The sequence below is a fragment of the Curtobacterium sp. AB451 genome (genome assembly GCF_050585845.1).
Taxonomy (GTDB): domain Bacteria; phylum Actinomycetota; class Actinomycetes; order Actinomycetales; family Microbacteriaceae; genus Curtobacterium.
Map to the genome: position 1 here is coordinate 147,286 of NZ_JBOBQG010000005.1, position 21,550 is coordinate 168,835.

The window sequence follows — 21,550 nt, forward strand, 5'->3', positions numbered from 1 at the left end:
CCTACCGGTTCCCCGCACGCTCACGGAACGCGGGGGAACGCGTCCTATGCTGACGGTGCGGCCTCGACGATGAGGCCCACTCGAATCGAACCGGCCGACAAGGGAGTCACCGTGAACGATCAGCGGCACCCAACCCCGCTCACCGCCCCCGACCACGGCTCGGCCGCGCGACTGCTCTCCGAGCGGGCCCGGACGACGCCGGACCGTCCGATCCTCGCCGTGCGGCACGGCGACCGGTGGACGCCCATCACGGCGGCCGAGACCCTCGAGCGGGTGCGCGGCATCGCCAAGGGCCTCGTCGCCGCCGGCCTCGAACCCGGGGCGCACGTCGCGATCCTGTCGCGCACGCGCGTCGAGTGGACCCTGGTCGACTTCGCCGTGTGGACCGCCGGGCTCGTCTCGATCCCGGTCTACGAGACGAGCTCGCCCGACCAGGTGCGCTGGATCCTCTCGGACTCCGAGGCCGTCGCGATCATCGTCGAGCAGGAGGAGCACGCACGCCGGGTGGCGTCGATCGCGCCGGACCTGCCGCACCTCGGCCAGCACTGGACGATCGACGGCGGCGGCCTGGACGACCTGGTCCGCCTCGGCGAGGACGTCACCGACGCCGAGCTCGACGCGCGCACGGTCGACGTGCACGGCCACGACGACGCCACGATCATCTACACCTCGGGGACGACGGGCCGGCCGAAGGGCTGCGTGCTCCGGCACGACAACTTCACCGCGACGGTCGAGGGCGCGTCCGAGGCGATGCCCGAGGTCGTCGCCGACGGCGCCTCGACGCTGCTGTTCATCCCGATGGCCCACGTCTTCGCGCGGTTCATCGCGGTGATGTCGGTCTCCGCCGGGGTCCTCGTCGGCCACGAGCCGGACACGAAGGACCTCATGCACGCGGTCTCGACGTTCAAGCCGTCCTTCCTGCTCGCCGTGCCGCGGGTGTTCGAGAAGATCTACAACTCGGCCGAGCAGAAGGCCGACCTCGGTGGCAAGGGACGCATCTTCCGGGCCGCCGCGAAGACCGCGGTCGCGCACTCCGAGACCCTCGCGGCGGGCAGGGTCCCGCTCGGCCTGGCGCTCCGCTTCAAGCTGTTCGACCGGCTCGTGTACGCGAAGCTCCGCGATGCCATCGGTGGACGGGTCCGCTACGCCGTGAGCGGCTCGGCGCCGCTCTCACCGCGCCTGTCGCACTTCTTCCGGTCGATCGGGGTGCTCATCCTCGAGGGGTACGGCCTCACCGAGACGACCGCACCCGCCACCGTCAACCGGGCCGGTGAGCTCCGGATCGGCAGCGTCGGCCGCGCGCTCCCCGGGGTCGAGATCCGCATCGCGGACGACGGCGAGATCCTCATCCGCGGCGTCGACGTGTTCGACCGCTACTGGCACAACGACGAGGCCACGGCGAAGGCGCTCGTCGACGGGTGGTTCCGGACCGGCGACCTCGGTCGGCTCGACGAGAACGGCGTCCTGACGGTGACGGGCCGCGCCAAGGAGCTCATCGTCACGGCGAGCGGCAAGAACGTCGCGCCGGCGCCGCTCGAGGACGGGATCCGCGAGCACCCGCTCATCGGCCAGGTCGTCGTCGTCGGCGAGGGCAAGCCGTTCGTCGCCGCCCTCGTCACGCTCGACCGCGACATGCTCGGCGGCTGGTGCGAGGCCCGGGGCATCTCCCCCGCCCTGTCCGCCCACGAAGCCGCCTACGACGAGCGGGTGCACCAGGCCGTCCAGGAGGCCATCGACGCCGCGAACCAGCGGGTCTCACGGGCGGAGTCGGTGCGGTCGTTCACGATCCTCGACACCGAGCTCACCGAGGCGTCCGGGCACCTCACGCCGAAGCTGACGATCAAGCGCCAGGTCGTGCTGCGGGACTTCGCCGCCGACGTCGAGCACATCTACTCGGGGTCGAAGGTGCAGACCACCGTGACGCCCGTCGTCGAGGGGCGCCGTCGGCGGGGCTAGGGCACCAGCGCAGGCCAGGAGGCGCGGTGCGGGTCCCACAGACCCGCACCGCGCCTCCTGTCCGTCACGCCGGGCGCGGGGCGCGGTCCGCGACCGCGCGCGGGATCAGGCGTCCTGCGGTTGCTCCGCTGCGGGGGCGTCGAGGACGGCCGTCGAGGAGGTCGTGACCTGGACCTCGGTGGCGCGGCGGTTGGTACGGGTGCGGTGCGAGCTGAGCTCGTCGTCCTGAGCGGTCATGGGGGTGTCCTGGGGGGTGTGGGGTACGACGTCGGTGGGAAGCCGACGGCGATACGGTACCCCCTCGTCAGGCCCGGACGACAATCCCGCGTTGGGGTGTCAGTGGAACCAGTCCTGCGCGCGGATGTCACGGAGCGCCCGGCGGCGGACGTCCGGGTCGAGCGTCATCACGTAGACCGTGCCGTCGAGGTGGTCGACCTCGTGCTGCAGCGCCTCGGCCATGAGCCCGGTGCCCTCGAGCACGACCTCGGCCCCGTCGACGTCCACGCCGCGGACCTTGGCGTACGGGGACCGCCGGGTCGGGTAGGACAGCCCGGGCACCGACAGGCACCCCTCGTCCATCAGCTCCGGCTCCCCGCCGACCTCGACGATCTCGGGGTTGAGGACGTAGCCGACCTCGCCGTCGACGTTGTACGAGAAGGCGCGCACCCCGACACCGATCTGCGGAGCGGCCACGCCGGCGCGACCGGGTTCCTTGACGGTGTCGATCAGGTCCTGCACGAGGTCACGGATGCCCTGGCTCCCGACGGCTTCGGGGCGGATCGGGTCGGCCGGGGAACGGAGGACGGGGTCGCCGAACAGGCGGATGGGACGGACGGTCAATTTACTGCAGCACCACCAGGAGGTCGCCGGCGTCCACCTGCTGGGTCGCCGGGATCGCGAGACGGCCGACGGTCCCCGCGACGGGTGCCGTGATGGCCGCTTCCATCTTCATCGCCTCGATGCTCGCCACGGCCTGACCGGCCTCGACGACGTCACCGACGGCGACCTTGAGCGTCACGACGCCGGAGAACGGCGCCGCGACGTGCTTCGGGTCGGTCTTGTCCGCCTGCTCGGCGGCCTTCGTCTCGACCTCGATCGACCGGTCACGGACGTACACCGGGCGGAGCTGCCCGTTCATCGTCGCCATGACCGTGCGGACGCCGCGGGCGTCCGCCTCGCCGATCGCCTCGAGGCCGACGAACAGGTCCACGCCCTTGCCGAGCGGCACGACGTGCTCCTGCCCGGGACGCAGGCCGTACAGGTAGTCGACGGTCGGGACGACGGAGAGGTCGCCGTACTGCTCGCGGACGCGCGCGAACTGCTGCGTCGGCTGCGGGAAGAGCAGGCGGTTGAGGGCCTGTCGCCGTTCGGGACCGGGGGTGTCCAGGTGTGCCCGCTCGGCGTCCGGCACCGGCGTGACCTCGAGCCGCACCTCGCGCCCCGCGAGCACCTTCGAGCGGAACGGCTCGGGCCAGCCGCCCGGCAGGTCGCCGAGCTCGCCGGCCATGAAGCCGACGACGGAGTCCGGGATGTCGTACTTCTCGGGGTGCTGCTCGAAGTCGACTGGGTCGGCGTCGACCGCGGCGAGCTGCAGTGCGAGGTCGCCGACGACCTTCGACGACGGCGTCACCTTCGTCGGGCGACCGAGGATCCGGTTCGCCTCGGCGTACCAGTCCTCGACCTGCTCGAACCGGTCGCCGAGGCCGAGGGCGATGGCCTGCTGGCGGAGGTTGGACAACTGGCCGCCCGGGATCTCGTGCTTGTACACGCGGCCGGTCGGCCCGGGCAGCCCGGACTCGAACGGGGCGTACGCGCGCCGCACGGCCTCCCAGTAGGGCTCGAGGTCGCCGACGGCGTCGAGCGACAGCCCCGTGTCGCGCTCGGTGTGCGCCAGGGCGGCGACGAGCGCGGACATGCTCGGCTGGCTCGTCGTGCCGGCCATCGGCGCGGCCGCGACGTCGACGGCGTCCGCACCGGCACGGGCCGCGGCGAGGAGCGTCGCGAGCTGCCCGCCCGCCGTGTCGTGCGTGTGCACGTGCACCGGCTGGTCGAAGCGCTCCCGCAGGGCGGTGACGAGCTGCTCGGCCGCGCCGGCGCGGAGCAGGCCGGCCATGTCCTTGATGCCGATGACGTGCGCACCGGCCTCGACCATCTGCTCCGCGAGGCGGAGGTAGTAGTCGAGCGTGTAGAGGTCCTCGGACGGGTCGAGGAGGTCGGCGGTGTAGCAGAGCGCCGCCTCGGCGACGGCCGTGTCGGTCGCGAGCACGGCCTCGAGCGCCGGACGCAGCTGGCTGACGTCGTTCAGCGCGTCGAACACGCGGAACACGTCGACGCCCGACGCGGCGGCCTCGGCCACGAAGGCGTCCGTCACCTCGGTCGGGTACGGGGTGTAGCCGACCGTGTTCCGGCCGCGCAGCAGCATCTGGATCGGGATGTTCGGCATCGCCTCGCGGAGCGACGCGAGCCGCTCCCACGGGTCCTCGCCGAGGAACCGGAGCGCGACGTCGTAGGTGGCACCGCCCCAGGCCTCGACGCTGAGCAGCTGCGGCGTGAGCCGGGCCACGTACGGCGCGACCGCCACGAGGTCCTTCGTGCGGACGCGGGTGGCCAGGAGCGACTGGTGGGCGTCGCGCATGGTCGTCTCGGTGACGGCGAGCTCGGTCTGGCCACGGAGGGCCTTCGCCCACTCCGCCGGGCCGAGCAGCCGGAGCCGGTCGCGCTGCCCCTCGGGCACCGGGGCGCCGAGGTCGATCGTCGGGAGCTTCTCGCTCGGTTCGACGGTCTGCGGGCGTCGCTCGCCGTTCGGCTTGTTGACGGTGACGTCGGCGAGCCAGTTCAGCACCTTCGTGCCGCGGTCCTTCGAGACGTGGCCGCCGAACAGCTGCGGGCGCTCCTCGATGAACTTCGTCGAGATGTCACCGCGGTCGAAGTCCGGGTCCTCGAGCACGGCCTGGAGGAACGGGATGTTCGTCGAGACGCCGCGGATCCGGAACTCCGCGAGGGCACGCTTCGCCCGGGCGACCGCCGCCGGGAAGTCCCGTCCGCGGCAGGTCATCTTCGCGAGCATCGAGTCGAAGTGCGGGCTGATCTGCGCGCCCGTCGCCACCGTTCCGCCGTCGAGACGGACACCCGCGCCACCGGGGCTCCGGTACGTCGTGATCCGGCCGGTGTCCGGTCGGAAGCCCTGGGTCGGGTCCTCGGTCGTGATGCGCGTCTGGAGCGCCGCACCGTGGACGCGGACGCGGTCCTGCGACAGGCCGAGGTCGGCGAGGGTCTGCCCGGCGGCGATGCGCATCTGCGACTGCACGAGGTCGACGTCCGTCACCTCTTCGGTGACGGTGTGCTCGACCTGGATGCGCGGGTTCATCTCGATGAAGACGTGCTGGCCGGCCCGCTCCCCCTCGGTGTCGAGCAGGAACTCCACCGTGCCGGCGTTCACGTAGCCGATCGACCGGGCGAAGGCGACGGCGTCGCGGTGCAGTGCTGCGGCGATCGACGGGTCGAGGTTCGGCGCCGGGGCGATCTCGACGACCTTCTGGTTCCGGCGCTGCACCGAGCAGTCCCGCTCGAACAGGTGGATCGTGCCGGCGTCGGTGCCGGTCGCGTCGGCGAGGATCTGCACCTCGATGTGGCGCGGGCGGATGACGGCCTGCTCGAGGAACATCGTCGGGTCGCCGAACGCACTGTCGGCCTCGCGCATCGCCTCCTCCAGCGCCGCGCGGAGCTCGGGCTTCGTCTCGACCCGGCGCATCCCGCGGCCGCCGCCACCGGCGACGGCCTTGGCGAACACCGGGAAGCCGATCGCGTCGGCACCGGCGAGGAGCTCCTCGATGTCGCGGCTCGCCGGGGTGCTCGCGAGCACGGGCACGCCGGCCGCGACCGCGTGATCCTTCGCGGTGACCTTGTTGCCCGCCATCTCGAGCACGTGCTCGCCCGGGCCGATGAACGTGATGCCGGCAGCGGCCGCGGCGGCGGCGAGCTCCGGGTTCTCGGACAGGAAGCCGTACCCGGGGTAGATCGCGTCGGCTCCGGACTCGCGCGCGACACGCACGATCTCGGAGACGTCCAGGTAGGCGCGGACCGGGTGCCCGCGCTCCCCGATCAGGTACGCCTCGTCCGCCTTCAACCGGTGCAGGGAGTTGCGGTCCTCGTACGGGTAGACGGCGACGGTGCGCGCACCGAGTTCGTACGCCGCGCGGAACGCACGGATGGCGATCTCGCCACGGTTCGCGACCAGGATCTTGTCGAACACGAGGTCCCTTTCAGCCCGGGTTGAGGTGAGACAACCCTACTGGCGGTAACGTTGCTGACCGTGCATGTACTCAGCGTGAGCTCCCTCAAGGGTGGTGTCGGCAAGACGACGGTGACGCTCGGCCTGACTTCGGCCGCGTTCGCCAAGGGACTGCGCACGCTGGTGGTGGATCTCGACCCGCAGTCGGACGTCTCGACCGGCCTCGACATCAACATCGCCGGGCACCTCAACGTGGCCGACGTCCTCGAGAACCCGAAGGAGAAGATCGTCCGCCAGGCGATCGCCCCCTCGGGCTGGACGAAGGGCTCCCAGGGCAAGATCGACGTCATGGTCGGGTCGCCCTCCGCGATCAACTTCGACGGGCCGCACCCGTCCATCCGCGACATCTGGAAGCTCGAAGAGGCCCTCGCCAACGTCGAGCAGGACTACGAGCTCGTCCTCATCGACTGCGCGCCGTCGCTCAACGCCCTGACCCGCACCGCGTGGGCCGCGTCCGACCGTGTGACCGTCGTCACCGAGCCCGGCCTGTTCTCCGTCGCCGCCGCCGACCGTGCCCTCCGTGCGATCGAGGAGATCCGTCGCGGCCTCTCCCCCCGCCTGCAGCCCCTCGGCATCATCGTGAACCGTGCCCGCGTGCAGTCGCTCGAGCACCAGTTCCGCATCAAGGAGCTCCGGGACATGTTCGGCCCGCTCGTGCTCTCGCCGCAGCTGCCCGAGCGGACCTCGCTGCAGCAGGCGCAGGGTGCGGCGAAGCCCCTGCACGTGTGGCCGGGTGAGTCGGCGCAGGAGATGGCGCGGAACTTCGACCAGCTGCTCGAGCGCATCATGCGCACGGGCAAGATCGGCCCGTACGCCGAGGGCGGCGCAGCCTAGGGCGCTCCGCCTGCGCGCGCGGGGGCGTGCGGCCGCGCGGTGCGTTCCGCGCGCGGCGCGCGCGGCTTCGCCGAGCGGGCCTTTTTCGTCACGCTCGGGCGGACGGAGCGGCCGATCCTGCCCGCTCGACGTCCGACACGCGGCGTGTCCCGACCGTTCGGCGTGCCTGGCCGGCTCGGCACGACTCGCCCGTTGTGCCTCCACCGAGCGGGCCTTCTCCGTCACGCTCGGGACGCCGGAGCGGTCGATCCTGCCCGCTCGACGTCCGACACGCGGCGTGTCCCGACCGCTCGACGCGGAGTCCGCGACACAGGACGCGCGCGGCCCGTCCGGGCTTACCTCCGCCCCGACGAACGCGCAGCTCCGGTGGGCCCAGCGCATGCGTCGACGCCCAGGAGGCGCGGCTCACCTCCGCCCAGACGCGCAGCTCCGCTAGGCCCTGCGGACCGCGGCGGGCCCATCCGTCGAGCGGGCGCGACACGCCGCTGGCGGTTCGCCGCCCGGGTACGAACTGCCGTTGCGCGTCGCCGAGTGTGACGTATTTCGCCCGCTCGGCGTCGCCGCGGTCGGCTGCGCGGGTCCTGGTGGTCCCCGTGGCCCCGGCGCCCCGGGCGCGCGGGACTAGGAGGCGCGCGAAGCCCGGCGGGCGGCGAGCTCGTCGTCGGGGTCGGCCGCCGGCGTGGCGTCGAGTTCGACCAGGGACGACTCGACTTCGCGCAGGACCTTGCCCACCGCGATGCCGAACACGCCCTGGCCGCGCGAGACCAAGTCGATGACCTCGTCGTCGGAGGTGCAGAGGTACACCGACGCCCCGTCCGACATGAGCGTCGTCTGGGCGAGGTCCGAGACGCCGGACTCGCGGAGCTGGTTCACGGCGGTGCGGATCTGCTGGAGGGAGATGCCCGTGTCGAGCAGTCGCTTCACGAGCTTGAGCACGAGGATGTCACGGAAGCCGTACAGCCGCTGCGACCCGGAGCCGGCGGCCCCGCGGATCGTGGGCTCGACGAGCTCGGTGCGCGCCCAGTAGTCGAGCTGGCGGTAGGAGATGCCCGCGGCGCGGGCTGCGACCGTGCCGCGGTAGCCGTTCTGCTCGTCGTGCTCGGGCAGGCCGTCGGTGAAGAGCAGCCCGAGGTCGTACCGGGTCATCTCCGACTCGGTCCCGGGGGTGTCGTTCCCACTCATCAGGCTGCCTTCCACGACGATCGAGCTCCCAACTGAACGTTCAATGACGGGTTGAGAGTTGTTCCGAGGTCCACGGTAGCGACTCGAACCGCTCCGGCGCGGGACATCCGACTCGGCGCGTCCGGCGTGTCGAGGATACGCCCCACCCACCGACGCGCACCAGCGGTCGAGGACGGACGAGCCACGACGCGCGTCATGCGTCGAGACGCCCGATCGCCGTGCGGATCAGGTTCGACCGGATCACCTCGAGGTGGCCGGCGATCTCCCGCGCGAGCTCGGTCGCCTTCGCCCGTGAGGTCGCGTCGCCGCGCCGCGACACGGGCATGAGCGCGGACTCGATGAGCCCGACCTCGCGCTCGGCGACGCTGCGCATCGTGCGCAGGTGTCGTGGTTCGATCCCGGTGCGCTGGAGCTCGACGAGCGCCTTGAGCACCGAGACCGCGTCGTCGGCGTAGGTGTCGGCAGCGGGCAGCAGCGAGGCGGACACGGCGTCGGCGAGGAGCATCGGCGACGCCCCGGCGGCCCGGACCGTCTCATCACGGGTGTACCGCCGTTCGCGGCCGAGGATCGACGGCTTCGGGGCGTCCCCGCCGCCGGGCAGGACCGGTTCGCGCCCGGCGTCGAGGTCGGCCAGGTAGTCCTTGATGACCTTGAGCGGGAGGTAGTGGTCGCGCTGGAGGCCGAGGATGACCCGGAGGCGTTCGACGTCGGCCGCCGAGAACTTCCGGTACCCGCTCGCCGTCCGGATCGGCGTGACCAGCTCGCGCTCTTCGAGGAACCGGAGCTTCGAGCTGGACAGGTCCGGGAACTCCGGTTTGAGGCGAGCGAGGACCTGCCCGATCGTGAGCAGGTCCGGGACCGCGGACCCCGCCCGGGCCGCGGCGGACCGTGCGGCCACTACGCGTTCGCCAGGCGCGCCAGGTCGACCCGGGAGGCATAGAAGGTCAGGCGGAACTTGCCGACCTGCACTTCGGACCCGTCGGTGAGCAGTGCTTCGTCGATGCGGACGCCGTCGAAGTAGGTGCCGTTGAGGGACCCGTTGTCCTTGACGCTGAAGCTCGTGCCGTGACGGAGGAACTGGGCGTGCTTGCGCGACACCGTCACGTCGTCGAGGAAGATGTCGGCGTCGGGGTGTCGCCCCGCCGTCGTGACGTCCGAGTCGAGGAGGAACCGCGCACCGACGTTCGGCCCGCGACGGACCACGAGCAGCGCCGACCCGGAGGGCAGCGCGTTGATCGCGTCACGTTCTTCGGCGGACACACCGGACTCGGCAGTGAGCGCCGCCCCCATGTCCATGCTGAAGGTCAGTGTGGTGTCGACCAGCCGCTGCTCAGGGGTCTTCTGACCGTCCGGCTGCGGGACCACTGGATCTGGCATCGTGGACCTCCTCCTCTTGGCGCACAAGCGTATCGGAAACGACCCACCGAACCCCAGCCCCGAACGGGGCTTGGGACAACTCGAGGGAACGCGTACAGCGAACGTACCGGGAACACCCACCGCTCAGCGACCGCGCGCGAGCAACCAGAGCAGGTACGGCGCCCCGATCACCCCGGTCACGACCCCGACGGGCAGGGCGTTCCCGGGGATGGCGAACTGGGCGACGAGGTCGCTCGCCAGGGTGACCACGGCACCGACGGCCGCGGTCGCGCCGAGCGCCACGCGCCCACCACCCACGAGCCGTCGGGCGATCGGGGCGGCCATGAGCGCGACGAACGACACCGGTCCGGCGGTCGCCACGGCGGCGGCGGTCAGGCACACGGCGGTCAGCAGCAGGAGCACCTTCGCGCGGTTCGGCCGGAGCCCGAGCGAGGAAGCCACCTCGTCGCCGAGGGTCAGCACGGTGAGTCGCGAGGACTGCAGCAGCGCGAGCACCATGAGCACGACGAACGCGACGGCGAGCACGCCGACGAGGTTCCGGTCGACGGCGTTCAGGCTGCCGGAGAGCCAGAGGAGCGCGGTGCCGGCCTGCGTGACCGTGCCGCTCGTGAGCATCCACCCGGTGATGCTCAGGCAGATCGCCGCGACGCCGATCCCGACGAGGACCACCCGGTTGCCGGTGATCCCCCGCCGCCAGGAGAGTCCGGCGATCACGAGCGACACCACGACTGCGCCGACGAGCACCACCGAGAAGAGGGTCCCGCCGCTCGCGCCGAACAGCACGATGGCCGTCAGACCCGAGGCGCTCGCCCCCGAGGTGATGCCGATCACGTCGGGGCTCGCGATCGGGTTGCGGACGACGCTCTGCACGATGCCACCGGCCACGCCGAGCGACGCCCCCACGAGCATCGCGCCGGCGACCCGGGGGCCGCGGAGCTGTCCGATCACGAAGTCCGAGATCGTGTCGCCGTGCCCGACGAGCGCGCTCGCGACCTGCACGGGCGACAGCGGGATCTCGCCGACGCCGAGCCCGACGAGCACGAGGACGAGGAGCAGGACGAGCACGGCCACGAGCACGAGGGCCTCGCGGCGACGAGCGGTCGGGCGCACCGCGGTCACAGCCCCTTCACCGCCCGCGACCGGACGAGCCAGATGAACACCGGTGCACCGATGAGTGCGGTCACGATGCCGACCTGCAGCTCCCCCGGGTAGGCGACGACGCGCCCGATGACGTCGGCGACCAGCAGGAGGGCCGGCGCGACGACGGCGGACAGGAGGATCGTCCAGCGGTGGTCGGGGCCGCTCAGCCGACGCACCGCGTGCGGGACGGCGAGCCCGATGAAGGCGATCGGTCCGGCCGCGGCGACCGCCGACCCGGCGAGCAGCACCGTGACGACACCCCCGACGGCACGGACGAGCACGACCCGCTGCCCGAGCGAGGCGGCCAGTTCGTCGCCGAGCGCCAGCGTGTTGAGCGACCGGCCGAGGCCGAACGCGATGACGAGCCCGACGAGGACCGGCACCGTGATGACGCCGGCGGTGCCGAGGTCCTTGCCGGCGAGGGCACCGACCTGCCAGAAGCGGAGCTGGTCGAGCAGGCTCTGGCTCGTCACGAGCACCGCGGTGGTGATCGACGACAGCGCGGCGGCGACGACGGCCCCCGCGAGCGCGAGCCCGACCGGCGACAGGCCGCGGCGCGCGACGGCGGCGATGCCGTAGACGAGGAGCGCGGCGAGGGCGGCGCCGACGAACGCGAACGGCAGGTAGGCAGCGGTGCCGCTGATCCCGAACAGCGCGATCCCGGCGACCACCGCGAGGGCGGCCCCCGAGTTGATCCCGAGGACGCTGGGGTCGGCGAGCGGGTTCCGCGTCACGCCCTGCATGACCGCGCCGGCGACCCCGAGCGCGGACCCGGCGAGGAGCCCGACGACCGTGCGGGGCACCCGGTTGCCGAGGACGATCAGGCCGATCTCGTCGTTCCGCCCCGGGTGCATCACGGTGTCGAGCACCGTGCCGAGCGGGATCGGACGCGACCCGAAGGCCACCGAGAGCGCCACCGCCACGACGAGGACGACCACGGCCAGCACGGTGGCACCGACGAGGCGGGGCACGGAGCTGGGCGCGGGAGGGGTGGGCGACGGCGAACGCATGGGAAGTAAGGCAACCCTAACGGACGATCCCGCACGGCGACCCCCGATCAGCCCGTACGGCGACCCCCGAGCAAGCCGTGAGCAGCCGCAGGGTCCGTTCATAGGTTCGTCATGGGAACCGGGCCTGTACTCGTACCCATCGACGCCCGACCGGGCCGTCGAGGGACGACCGGAGAGCACCGATGAACGAGACCCCGAACCCCGCCGCCGACGAGAACGGCACCGCCCGCACCGACGCTGCGCAGCCGCAGGCCGGGGCGACGTGGGAGGCACCGCACGCCGACCCGTCGACCCTCCGCTCGGCGTACGCGTTCGACGGCAGCGGCCCGTACCTCTACGGCCCCGACGGCTCCGGCCCCTACGGGTACACCCCCGACGGCCGCGGTCCGTTCCGCATCGGCAGCCCGGCACTCCCCGGCTTCCAGCACGGCTGGGTGCACGGCGCCGCGACGGCCGACCACGGTGTGGCGTCGGCGAACCACGGGTTCGCCCCCACGAACCACGGCACGAAGCGCCCCCGTCGCCTCGGACTGATGATCGGGTCCGGGATCGCCGCGCTCGCGATCGTCGGTGCCGCCGGCGGGACCGCGCTCGGGCTGTCCTCGCAGCACACGACGACCACCTCGAGCCAGTCGCAGGGCACCACGACGCTGCCGGGCACCGGGTCCGGCACGGGCTCCGGGACCGACGGCAGCGGCACCAACGGCTTCACGGTGCCCGGAGACGGCACCGGTTCGAGCGACGGCAGCAGCGGCACGAGCACGCAGTCCGCCGCGACCGCGGCGACGAGCGCCCAGAAGAAGGGCGTCGTGACCATCAACACCGTCCTCAACTACGACGAGTCGTCGCAGGCGGCCGGCACGGGCATGATCCTCACGTCGAACGGGACGATCCTCACGAACAACCACGTGATCCAGGGTGCGACGAGCATCACGGTCACCGACGAGACGACCGGCAAGGAGTACAAGGCGGACGTCGTCGGCACCGACGCGACGCACGACGTCGCGGTCCTCAAGCTCGAGGGCGCGTCGGGGCTGTCCACCGTGACGCTCGACGACGACGGCGAGCCGAGCACCGGCGACACCGTGACCGACGTCGGCAACGCCGAGGGCACGGGCAACCTCGTCGCCGCCGAGGGCACCGTGACCGCGACCGACCAGGACATCCAGGTGCAGAGCGAGTCGGGCACCGGCACGGAGTCGCTGCAGGGCCTCATCGAGGTCGCCGCGGACATCGTCTCGGGCGACTCCGGCGGTCCGGTCCTCGACAGCGAGGGCGAGGTCGTCGGCATGGCGACCGCGGCCTCGTCGGGCACCGCGGACGTCACCGGGTACGCGATCCCGATCACCACGGCGAAGTCGATCGCGGACAAGATCCTCGCGGGCGAGTCCTCGTCGACCATCACCATCGGGCTGCCGGCGTTCCTCGGGGTCGAGGTCAGCGGGACCGCCTCGACCGGCGGCGTCGCCGTCGCGGGCACGGTCGAGGGCTCGGGTGCCGCGTCGGCCGGTCTCGCCGCCGGCGACACCATCACGAGCATCGACGGCACGGCCGTGGCGAGCTCGGACGCCCTGACCTCGGCGATCCAGTCGCACTCGGTCGGCGACAAGGTGACGGTCGGCTACACCGACAGCACCGGCGCCGCGAAGACCGTGACGGTCACCCTGACCGCCGGCCCCGCCGCGTAGCGGGAGCGGGAGCGGGAGCGGGAGCGGCTCAGCCGCGCAGCGCCCGCACCACCGACCGGTAGACGTTCGCCGGGGAGTCCGTCGTGAAGACGGTCTCCCCGGCTTCCGTGCGTCCGACCCGTGCGAAGCCCTGCCCCGCGGCGCGCACGACCACGATCGGGTTCGGCTTGCCCGGTCGACGCAGCGACGAGACCGTCCACGCTGCCGCCCAGAAGCGCGCCAGCCGAGGGTCCGCCTCGGCGGTCGCTGTCGGCAGGTCGGCTGCTGCCTCCGACCCGGAGGTCCGGCGCGCGAGCAGGTCCGCCGGGAGCGACCCCGTGCGGAACGGGAAGGTCCATGCCGGACCGATGCCGAGCCTCCCGGCCACCAGCGCGACCACGCGCTCGACCGGCAGCTGCGCGATCACCGCGCCCGTCTCGTCCGTCCCGTCCACGACGGTCTCCGACCAGGCCTGGAGGCGCGTGGTGCGCCCGTCGGGCAGCCGCTGTTCCAGCGTGACCGGCTGGGCGTCGCCCTCCCACGGCGCGAGGAGCGCCTGCGTCGGTTCGGGGAGGGTGCCGAGCCGGCCGACCAGGCCGGACTCGATGAGCTCGCGGCCGGCCGGCGTGCGGAGGAGGGTGGGGTTCCACCGACGGCCTGCGAGGGAGCGCAGGGTGGCGAGTGCCTCGGTGCCGAGGTGGGTGCCCTCGAGGTCGGCCGCGGGCGCGGCGTGCGGCAGCGGCTCGAGGTCGCGCTGCACCCGCGACGGCGCCGGCTCGGTGGCGCGGACGCTGTCGAGCACGGCGAACACGAGGTCGTCGGTGGCGAGCATGCGGGCGAGGGGCCGCTCGATCGTGAGGTCCACGCGGTGCCGCCCGGTGACGAAGAGCAGGTGCGCTCCCGCGACGTCGCCGTCCTCGTCGGGTCGGACGTACTCGACGAGCCGTGCCGGAGCGCCCGTGGTCGTCCAGGGGTCCGAGCCGATGAGCCGGAGTCCGTCGACCGAGCCCGGGAGGCGTTCCAGCAGGCTGGTGTGTTCCTCCGCGACGGTGCGGTCGCTCGGACGGGAGCGGACGGTGAGCACGACGTCGTCGCCGGTGACGCGCAGGTCCGCCTGGGCCGAGTCCTCGCGGCGCCACGCATCGGGGCGGCGGAGGGTCAGGCGGGCGGTGCGGTCCTCGGTGCCGAGCGGGACGGGGACGGCCATGGCACGAGGCTACGTCGGGGCCGGCGCGGGGGCGGTGGCGGCTCGCCGGGGTCGCCCGGTTCCGGGGGCGGGGCGGGGTGGGGTGCGGGCGGGGTGTGGGGTGGGGGTGGGTGCAGGCGGGTGGGCGTGCGCGGGCGGGGGTGCGCGCGGCCCGCCGCACCGTGCGCGTTCCATCGGCCCGTGCGAGGTTGACCGCCCGGTGCGGCGCTACAAGCCCGCACCCAGCGATCGGCGCCGCACCGCTCGGCCAAGGCCGCACCGTGCGGATCGTCCGGTCGCCCCCGCGCGGGCCCCCGCGCGGCCTGCTGCACCGTGCGCGCTCCGTCAGCCCGTGCGAGGTTGACCGCCCGGTGCGGCGCTACAAGCCCGCACCCAGCGGTCGACGCCGCACCGGCTGGCCGAGGCCGCACCGTGCAGGGCTGCCGCCGACGCCGCACCCGCCTGCCAAGGCCGCACGGTGCGAGGCGGCACGGTGCGAGGTCAGCGGCGCGGGGGCCGCGGCGCGGGCGGCGGCGGGACCGGCTTCGCGGCGACGACGTCGGCGAGTGCGACGTCGACGAGGCCTCGGCGGGTGTCGACCCGCACGGACGAATCGGTACGGCCGACGAGCGTCCCGAGCGCGTCCCGCGCCCCCGCGCCGTCGAGCGCCCGGACGACCAGCCGGTCGCCGATCGCCGCGTCCCGGAGCACCGCGAGCGCCAGCGCCCGGGCGATCGCCTCCTGCCCGGCACCGTCTCCCACACCGCCAGCGTACGGCCGGTCCGCCCTAGAGTGTGGGGATGGCCAAGGCTCGCGTGGACAGCTGGATCTGGGCGGTGCGGATCACGAAGACCCGCTCCGCCGCGACCGCCGCGTGCAAGGCCGGGCACGTCCGGGTGAACGGGGAGCGCGCGAAGCCCGCGCAACCGATCGGCCCCGGAGACGAGGTGCGGGTGCGCCAGAACGGGTTCGACCGGATCGTCGTCGTCACCGGCATCATCCTCAAGCGGACGAGTGCGCCCGAGGCGGCGAAGCACTTCGAGGACAGGACCCCGCCGAGACTCCCCAAGGAGGAGGCCGGCTTCGTCCCGATGCGCGACCGCGGCGCCGGGCGTCCGAGCAAGCGGGAGCGCCGCGACCTCGAGAAGCTCCGCGGCTACTGACGCTTCCGCTCGCCGTCGGGATCGACGACGACCTCGAACTCCGGGTCCCCATCCCACTCGACCGTGACGGGCTGTCCGGTCCACCGGGCCTCGAGGTGTCCGTCGTCGTCATCGTCGAAGCCGCGGAGTGCTCGACCACTCGGCACGCGATCGATCGCGACGCGGCCGTCCCGTCCGACGGCGAACAGCTCGGTGACACGCCCTCGGTCCCGCTGGTTCGGCACGGTGTCGTGCCGGATCTCCGCGAAGCGCCGCGCGCCGTCGGCCGACACCACGCCGTACTCGACGACGTCACCGATCTCGACGGGGAGCCCGCAGCACTGGTGCTCCCAGCCACCGACGAGGACCACCACCGGCTCGGGCATCACACGAACCGGACGGTCTGCTGCAGTCGGTCGCGGACCTCGAACACGTCGACGTGGCCCTCCGGCGACCACACGCCGTTCAGCACCTGGCCGAGCGCACTGCGGCGGACCACCAGCGCGGTGGGCTTGCGGGGCGAGCCGACGAGCTGGACGTCCTCGTCGACGGCGGAGTCCGGCACGACGAGCAGGCGCCCGGTGAAGCGCACCCGGGTCTGCTTCTGCACGGCGCGGGCGGCCCGGACGAGCTCCTTCACGGGACGCTCGCCGTCCGCGAGGGTCTCCCCCGCGATCTCGCCGTGCTCGATGCGCACCGGAGCGCCCCAGTCGATCGACTCGACGGCCCACAGACCGCTCGGGGTGAGGACGGCGTGGTCGAGCTTGCCCTCGGCACCGGCGTCGAGGTCGTGCCACACCGTCACGCCGATGCCCATCTCGGAGACGATCGACGCCGTGGCCTCCTCGGCGAGGGCCTCGGCGAGGAGCCGCCGGATGTGCCGCGGGGCGGAGCGGATGAGCGTGGGGTCGTAGGGGTCCTGGATGGGGTCCCCGAGGCCGACCCACTCGCGTTCGGCCTGCAGGAAGACCTCGCGCGACCGCCCGCCGGGGTGTCCGTGGGACCGGGCCCGCGGGCGTGTGTCGCGACGCGCCGCCGGGGGTGCGTAGGCGTCGCGACCGGTGTCGCTCCTCCAGGCCGACGAACCGGACGGGCCGGACGCGCCCTGCTGGCCACCACGCTGCGACCCGGCGTCGTAGGCGCGCCGTGCGGCGGGGGTGCCGATCCGCTCCCAGGCGATCTGCACCTGGCGGAAGCGGCGCGCGTCGCCGCCGAGGTCGGGATGGGACTCGCGCGCTGCGCGACGGTAGGCGCGGCGGAGCTCGTCGTCGTCGGCGGACGCGGGGACGCCGAGGACTTCGTACGGGGTGGCGTCGGCCGGGCTGTCGGTCATGGCCCTGCGACATTACCCGAGGGAGCGTCGGAGTCCGCCGCGTGGCGGCTGGGTGCTGCCTGGAGGCGCGGCGCGCGCCCGGCAGGCGGCATCGGTCCGCGACACGGCACCGGTCGATCGACGGGTGGGGTGTCGTCGACCGCGTGCGGGATCAGGACGGTCCGGCGACGGCCAAGGAGACGGGGGTCGCGAGGAACGCGCCGTAGCGGCCGGCGGCCGCCTCGAGTGCGCGGAGGGCCGCCGCGTCGAGCGGTTCGAACGGCGTGACGGTGACGCGGACGTCCCGGGAGCGCTCGGATCGGCTCCAGGTCCCCACGACCCGGCCGCGGACGACGGCCATCGGCAGGAAGATGCCGTTGCCGCCGGGGACGACGCGGTCGGCGTGCACGGGATCGAGCTGGGCGGTGCGGTCGGCGTAGCCGAGGAGGTACTCGTCGAACCCCGGGAGGAGGTGCGCCGTCGGCACGCCACCCGGGTCGGGCCGGTCGGCGAGGGCGAGGAGGCCGTCGCCGAGGTCCTCGACGGCGTCACCGGCGACGGCACGGGCACGCCGGACGTCGCCGAGCGGCAGCTTCGTCCACGCAGCGGTGTCGGCCTCGGTCGCGGGGCCCCGGCCGCGCAGGTGCCCGACCAGCACGCGGCGGAGCGCCTCGTCACGGTCGGGCAGGTCGGTGGCGGCCGGTGCCCAGTCGCCGAGGAGCACGAGCCCCTGGCCGACGCGGGCGGTCGGACCCCACGCGACGATCCCCTCGAGCGCCAGGCGGAGCAGCACGTGGTAGCCGCGGCCGCCGGCCGGGTCGAGGCCGGCGGCGCGGTAGGCGTCGAACAGGTCGTCGCGCACGAGCGACCGGCCGCCCGAGAGGGCGTCGGCCGTGGTGTCCCGTGCGGCGCGGAGGACCGCGTCGTCGATGCCGAGTTCGGCCGCTCGCCGGGCGATGGACCGGATGGTCCGCTCGGCGGTGAGCGAGAGGAGCAGTCGCAGGTCGTCGGGCCGCATCGCGTGCAGGGTGCCGCGCATCGGCCACGAGCGGACGATCTCGGCACGGTCGAACGCTGCACGGACGTCGTCGCGGGTCGACCCGGGAGCCCGGACCCCGACGGCCCAGTTCACCTGCGCGAGGTCCTGGCCCTGCACGGCGAGCATGCGTTCCACCACCGCGGTCGGACCGTGTCCGGGCGCGGCGATCCCCTGCGCCGCGAGTCGCATCGCGCGCAGTCGGGCCGGGGTCGTCGTCACGGCACCAGCATGCCCGGCACCACCGTCAGGCGACGGCGGCGCTGATGTCGGCCGCGTGCCGCTCGATGTACGCGACGTCGGCCCGGTACAGGTCGGCGTGGCCGTGGTGCAGGTCGCTGACGAACTTCGGGTTGCCCGCGGCCGCCTCGGTCTCCATCGTCGTGACGAGGGCGACGAGCGAGGCGATGATCGTCTCGGCGAGGACCTGGCGCGACCGGGCGTCGAGGTCGTAGGCGCGGCAGAACTCGGCGGCACGGTCGAGTCGTTCGTCGAGCGACGGCGCGGTGGACCCCTCGACCTCGCCGGTGGTGAACGGGGCGAACCGGTAGACGGCGCTCGCGACGTCCCACACCCGCGGCCCGGGGTGCGCCGTGTCGAAGTCGATGAGCCCGACCGCGGCGATGCCGTCGTAGACGCAGTTGTACGGGGCGAAGTCGCCGTGCACGATCGTCTCGGCCGGGTACCGCTCCGCCTGGGACCACAGGTCGCGGTCGTCGTCGCGCGGGAACGTCGCCGCGGCGTCGTGGTAGTGCCGCAGCAGCCGGGCGGTCGTGACGAGGGCTGCCTCGCTCGCGACGTCGGCCGTCCACGGGTACTCCCCCGCCGCGCCGGGGACGAACGAGACGGTCTCGAGCGTGTGCCCGAGCTCGATCGGTTCCGGTGCCGCGACGAACCCCTGTTCGTGCAGGTGGGCGAGCAGCCGGTGCACGGTCGGCGTCCACGGCCCTGCCGGGCGGTGCACGCGATCGTCGGCCCTGGTGATCCGCTCCATCGGAACCTCCTGTTGTACGTCTCCGTTGACGTGGTGGCCCAGCGTATCCGGCTCCGGGCGCCGATGTACCGGTCAACGCGTGAACAGCGTGTGACAGCAGTGCATGCACCGTTGCATGCAAGGCGTAGGATCGTTCTCCGTGAGCACTCCGAGCACGACCACCACCGGCCCGGCGGCGTCCGAGCGGGCGTACGACCACGTGAAGCGCGCGATCATCCGCGGGGACCTCCCGGGCGGGACGGCGATCAGCGAGAACGCACTCTGCCAGGAGATCGGCGTGTCGAGGACCCCCGTGCACGAGGCGTTCCTGCGGCTCGCCGCCGAGGACCTGCTCACCCTCGAGTCCCGGAAGGGTGCCGTCGTCCGCCCGATGTCCCCGAGCGAGGCGGCCGACGTGCTCGAGATGCGGGAGGCGATCGAGTCGACCGCGGCGACCCGCGTCGTCACCGACGGCCGCGTGTCGGACGTCGCCCCGCGCCTCCAGGCCATGCTCGCGGAGCAGGAGCAGGCGGTCACGACCGGCGACGTCGACCGGTTCATCGAGGTCGACGCGGAGTTCCACGGTGCCGTCATCGAGGCGTCGCGGAACGCGATCGCCGTCATGTTCGCCCGGACCCTGCGCGACCGGCAACAGCGGCTGCGGCACCACCTCATGCGGCTCCAGCCGTCCCAGCTGCAGGCGTCCCTCGACGACCACCGTGCCCTCGCCGCCGCGCTCGACGCGGGTGACGCCGCGCGGTACGCCGAGGTCCTCGGCGCCCACGTCGCATCGCACCGGGGCGCGCTGTGAGCGCGGGCGTCGGCACCGGGAGCATCCCCACAACCGGGTCGGTCGCGCTGCCGTCGGCCCGGGTCCTGCCGTGGGTCGCGGTGTGGGGAGCGGTGTTCGTGTGCTCGTGGGGCGGCAACCAGTTCTCGCCGCTGCTCCTCATGTACGAGGAGCGCGCGCACTACTCGTCGCTGCTCGTGAACGTCTTCCTCGGCGTGTACGTGCTCGGGCTCGCGCCGGCGCTGCTCGTCGCCGGGTCGCTGTCCGACCGGCACGGCCGCCGCCCGCTCATGCTCGTCGGGATCGTCTCGGCCGTCGTCGGCAGCGGCCTGCTGGCGTTCGGGCCGCTCGGGGCGGGGTTCCTGATGGCCGGACGGTTGTGCTCCGGGATCACCGTCGGGATCGCGATGGCGGTCGGCAACAGCTGGGTGAAGGAGCTCTCGCAGGGACGCTTCGACCCGTCCGCCGACGCCGGGTCCGGTGCACGCCGGGCGTCACTGGCGTTCACCCTCGGGTCGGCGTCCGGTGCCCTCGTCGCCGGCCTCATCGCGCAGTGGGGCCCGATCCCCGAGGTGCTGCCCTTCCTCGTGCACATCTGCGTCGCAGTCCCGTTCGCGGTCATCGTGTGGCGGACGCCCGAGACCAGCCGCACCGGGGGCCTGCCGGGTCCGTGGTGGAGGCAGCTCGCCGTGCCGAGCGCCGGACACCGCCGGTTCACCCGGGTCGTGCTCGTCGCCGCGCCGTGGATCTTCGGCTCCGCCGCGATCGGGTACGGGTACCTGCCGACCAAGCTCGCCGGCGCGACCGGTCAGTGGGGGCTCGTGTTCGCGACCGCCGCCACCGTCGTCGCGCTCGGCGTGTCGAGCGCGGTGCAGCCCCTCGCCGGCCGGCTCACCTCGCTCCTGTCCGCCCGCGGGCTGCTCGTCGCGGTGGCCCTCATGACCGGGGGCATCGCGGTCGTCGTCGTTGCGATCCAGCTGCAGTCCGTGGTGATCGGGCTCGCGGCGAACGTGGTGATCGGCCTGGGCATCGGGATCGCGCTCGTGTCGAGCCTGCTCGAGGTGCAGCGGATCGCGGGGGCGCGCGACCTGGCCGGACTCACCGGGGTGTTCTACGCAGCGGCGTACGCCGGGTTCCTGGCGCCGGCGGTCATCGCGGCGGTGGCGAACGTCGTGGCGGTGCCGACGATCCTGTGGGTGGTCGTCGGGCTCGGGATGGTGTCGTGGGTGGCGATCCTGGTGTCGTCGCGGCGGGGCGTTCCGGCGTAGGGGGCGGGCGCGGGCAGGCGCGGCGGGGCGGTCGGTCGGGGCCAACGCCGCGGGGCGGTCGGTCGGGGCCGGTGCGGCGGGTCGGGCGGGGCCGCGGGCGGCACCGTGCGGGGTCCGTCACTCGGTGCACGGTTGACCGCTCCGTGTGAAGACACAGGCCGTCACCGAGCTGCCGACACCGCACGGCACGAACAACACCGCACCGTGCGCGAGCGGGCCAGCGCAGGCAGCACCGTGCGAGTCCCGTCACCCGGTGCGCGGTTGACCGCTCCGTGCGACGACACAGGCCGTCACCGAGCCGCCGACACCGCACGGCGCGAACAACACCGCACCATGCGCGGGCGGGCCAGCGCGGGCAGCACCGTGCGAGCTCCGCCACCCGGTGC

20 protein-coding genes are annotated in these 21,550 nt (G+C 73.4%); 6 read left to right on the forward strand and 14 right to left on the reverse strand.

The window, feature by feature from the left end:
- The first annotated feature begins 69 nt into the window (after positions 1-69).
- On the forward strand, positions 70-1,956 hold the full coding sequence (locus ACQXVK_RS13350; RefSeq protein WP_430853849.1) for an AMP-dependent synthetase/ligase: 1,887 nt from the start codon (positions 70-72) through the stop codon (positions 1,954-1,956).
- A 105-nt stretch (positions 1,957-2,061) separates the two neighbouring features.
- Here ACQXVK_RS13350 and ACQXVK_RS13355 read toward each other — a convergent pair whose 3' ends face one another.
- The 3 genes from ACQXVK_RS13355 to ACQXVK_RS13365 form a co-directional block, all read right to left on the reverse strand.
- On the reverse strand, positions 2,062-2,193 hold the full coding sequence (locus ACQXVK_RS13355) for a hypothetical protein (RefSeq protein WP_402262056.1): 132 nt from the start codon (positions 2,191-2,193) through the stop codon (positions 2,062-2,064).
- 99 nt (positions 2,194-2,292) lie between these two features.
- Positions 2,293-2,796 carry a peptide deformylase gene (locus ACQXVK_RS13360; RefSeq protein WP_430853850.1) on the reverse strand — a complete coding sequence of 168 codons (504 nt, stop codon included), beginning with the start codon at positions 2,794-2,796 and terminating at the stop codon, positions 2,293-2,295.
- Between the two features lies 1 nt (position 2,797).
- Positions 2,798-6,208: a pyruvate carboxylase gene (locus ACQXVK_RS13365; RefSeq protein WP_430853851.1), complete on the reverse strand. Its 3,411-nt coding sequence runs from the start codon at positions 6,206-6,208 to the stop codon at positions 2,798-2,800.
- Positions 6,209-6,268: 60 nt separating this feature from the next.
- On the opposite strand from ACQXVK_RS13365, the gene ACQXVK_RS13370 reads away from it, so the two are divergent.
- Positions 6,269-7,081: a ParA family protein gene (locus ACQXVK_RS13370; RefSeq protein WP_430853852.1), complete on the forward strand. Its 813-nt coding sequence runs from the start codon at positions 6,269-6,271 to the stop codon at positions 7,079-7,081.
- 621 nt (positions 7,082-7,702) lie between these two features.
- Here the strand turns inward: ACQXVK_RS13370 and ACQXVK_RS13375 are convergent.
- The 5 genes from ACQXVK_RS13375 to ACQXVK_RS13395 all read right to left on the reverse strand — a co-directional run bounded on the left by ACQXVK_RS13375 (position 7,703) and on the right by ACQXVK_RS13395 (position 11,790).
- Positions 7,703-8,263 (reverse strand): MerR family transcriptional regulator, encoded by a 561-nt coding sequence (locus ACQXVK_RS13375; RefSeq protein WP_070418635.1) that lies wholly within the window; start codon positions 8,261-8,263, stop codon positions 7,703-7,705.
- Between the two features lie 193 nt (positions 8,264-8,456).
- A complete protein-coding gene (gene ftsR, locus ACQXVK_RS13380) occupies positions 8,457-9,161 on the reverse strand; it encodes a transcriptional regulator FtsR (protein ID WP_430853853.1) in 705 nt (234 codons plus the stop codon).
- A complete protein-coding gene (locus ACQXVK_RS13385) occupies positions 9,161-9,640 on the reverse strand; it encodes an FHA domain-containing protein (protein ID WP_042723592.1) in 480 nt (159 codons plus the stop codon). The genes ftsR and ACQXVK_RS13385 overlap by 1 nt, the downstream gene beginning before the upstream one ends.
- 123 nt (positions 9,641-9,763) lie before the next feature.
- Positions 9,764-10,759, reverse strand: a complete 996-nt coding sequence (locus ACQXVK_RS13390) for a FecCD family ABC transporter permease (protein ID WP_416395179.1) — start codon at positions 10,757-10,759, stop codon at positions 9,764-9,766.
- Positions 10,756-11,790: a FecCD family ABC transporter permease gene (locus ACQXVK_RS13395; protein WP_430853854.1), complete on the reverse strand. Its 1,035-nt coding sequence runs from the start codon at positions 11,788-11,790 to the stop codon at positions 10,756-10,758. Before ACQXVK_RS13395 ends, ACQXVK_RS13390 begins: the two co-directional genes overlap by 4 nt.
- Positions 11,791-11,972: 182 nt before the next feature.
- Between ACQXVK_RS13395 and ACQXVK_RS13400 the strand changes: the two genes are divergently transcribed.
- On the forward strand, positions 11,973-13,478 hold the full coding sequence (locus tag ACQXVK_RS13400; protein WP_022905200.1) for a S1C family serine protease: 1,506 nt from the start codon (positions 11,973-11,975) through the stop codon (positions 13,476-13,478).
- Positions 13,479-13,506: 28 nt separating this feature from the next.
- On the opposite strand, the gene ACQXVK_RS13405 is transcribed toward ACQXVK_RS13400, so the two are convergent.
- Together ACQXVK_RS13405 and ACQXVK_RS13410 are read right to left on the reverse strand one after the other, a co-directional pair.
- Positions 13,507-14,664 (reverse strand): hypothetical protein, encoded by a 1,158-nt coding sequence (locus ACQXVK_RS13405; RefSeq protein WP_430853855.1) that lies wholly within the window; start codon positions 14,662-14,664, stop codon positions 13,507-13,509.
- Positions 14,665-15,144: 480 nt separating this feature from the next.
- Complete coding sequence (locus ACQXVK_RS13410) at positions 15,145-15,405, reverse strand: hypothetical protein (protein WP_430853856.1); 261 nt, start codon at positions 15,403-15,405, stop codon at positions 15,145-15,147.
- A 38-nt stretch (positions 15,406-15,443) separates the two neighbouring features.
- Here ACQXVK_RS13410 and ACQXVK_RS13415 point away from each other — a divergent pair, with 38 nt between their 5' ends.
- Positions 15,444-15,806, forward strand: coding sequence for an RNA-binding S4 domain-containing protein (locus ACQXVK_RS13415; protein ID WP_022905197.1), 363 nt, complete (start codon positions 15,444-15,446; stop codon positions 15,804-15,806).
- Here ACQXVK_RS13415 and ACQXVK_RS13420 read toward each other — a convergent pair.
- The 4 genes from ACQXVK_RS13420 to ACQXVK_RS13435 form a co-directional block, all read right to left on the reverse strand.
- Complete coding sequence (locus ACQXVK_RS13420) at positions 15,800-16,171, reverse strand: hypothetical protein (protein ID WP_430853857.1); 372 nt, start codon at positions 16,169-16,171, stop codon at positions 15,800-15,802. The two genes, ACQXVK_RS13415 and ACQXVK_RS13420, sit on opposite strands and share 7 nt — an antisense overlap.
- Positions 16,171-17,118 carry a J domain-containing protein gene (locus ACQXVK_RS13425; RefSeq protein WP_430853858.1) on the reverse strand — a complete coding sequence of 316 codons (948 nt, stop codon included), beginning with the start codon at positions 17,116-17,118 and terminating at the stop codon, positions 16,171-16,173. The genes ACQXVK_RS13420 and ACQXVK_RS13425 overlap by 1 nt, the downstream gene beginning before the upstream one ends.
- A 151-nt stretch (positions 17,119-17,269) precedes the next feature.
- Positions 17,270-18,355, reverse strand: a complete 1,086-nt coding sequence (locus ACQXVK_RS13430; RefSeq protein ID WP_430853859.1) for a winged helix DNA-binding domain-containing protein — start codon at positions 18,353-18,355, stop codon at positions 17,270-17,272.
- Between the two features lie 25 nt (positions 18,356-18,380).
- Positions 18,381-19,127, reverse strand: a complete 747-nt coding sequence (locus ACQXVK_RS13435) for a phosphotransferase enzyme family protein (protein ID WP_022905193.1) — start codon at positions 19,125-19,127, stop codon at positions 18,381-18,383.
- A 139-nt stretch (positions 19,128-19,266) separates the two neighbouring features.
- Between ACQXVK_RS13435 and ACQXVK_RS13440 the strand changes: the two genes are divergently transcribed.
- Entirely contained in the window at positions 19,267-19,917 is a 651-nt protein-coding gene (locus ACQXVK_RS13440; protein WP_430853860.1) for a GntR family transcriptional regulator, read from the forward strand.
- Entirely contained in the window at positions 19,914-21,164 is a 1,251-nt protein-coding gene (locus ACQXVK_RS13445) for an MFS transporter (protein ID WP_430853861.1), read from the forward strand. The genes ACQXVK_RS13440 and ACQXVK_RS13445 overlap by 4 nt, the downstream gene beginning before the upstream one ends.
- Positions 21,165-21,550: the final 386 nt, after the last annotated feature.

Excerpts from the sequence above, each read along its gene's own strand:
- ACQXVK_RS13400 (WP_022905200.1), top strand. The coding sequence starts at position 11,973 with ATGAACGAGACCCCGAACCCCGCCGCCGACGAGAACGGCACCGCCCGC.
- ACQXVK_RS13415 (WP_022905197.1), top strand. The coding sequence starts at position 15,444 with ATGGCCAAGGCTCGCGTGGACAGCTGGATCTGGGCGGTGCGGATCACG.
- ACQXVK_RS13385 (WP_042723592.1), bottom strand. The coding sequence starts at position 9,640 with ATGCCAGATCCAGTGGTCCCGCAGCCGGACGGTCAGAAGACCCCTGAG.
- ACQXVK_RS13425 (WP_430853858.1), bottom strand. The coding sequence starts at position 17,118 with ATGACCGACAGCCCGGCCGACGCCACCCCGTACGAAGTCCTCGGCGTC.
- ACQXVK_RS13375 (WP_070418635.1), bottom strand. The coding sequence starts at position 8,263 with ATGAGTGGGAACGACACCCCCGGGACCGAGTCGGAGATGACCCGGTAC.
- ACQXVK_RS13420 (WP_430853857.1), bottom strand. The coding sequence starts at position 16,171 with ATGCCCGAGCCGGTGGTGGTCCTCGTCGGTGGCTGGGAGCACCAGTGC.
- ACQXVK_RS13405 (WP_430853855.1), bottom strand. The coding sequence starts at position 14,664 with ATGGCCGTCCCCGTCCCGCTCGGCACCGAGGACCGCACCGCCCGCCTG.
- ACQXVK_RS13395 (WP_430853854.1), bottom strand. The coding sequence starts at position 11,790 with ATGCGTTCGCCGTCGCCCACCCCTCCCGCGCCCAGCTCCGTGCCCCGC.
- ACQXVK_RS13350 (WP_430853849.1), top strand. The coding sequence starts at position 70 with ATGAGGCCCACTCGAATCGAACCGGCCGACAAGGGAGTCACCGTGAAC.
- ACQXVK_RS13355 (WP_402262056.1), bottom strand. The coding sequence starts at position 2,193 with ATGACCGCTCAGGACGACGAGCTCAGCTCGCACCGCACCCGTACCAAC.
- ACQXVK_RS13435 (WP_022905193.1), bottom strand. The coding sequence starts at position 19,127 with ATGGAGCGGATCACCAGGGCCGACGATCGCGTGCACCGCCCGGCAGGG.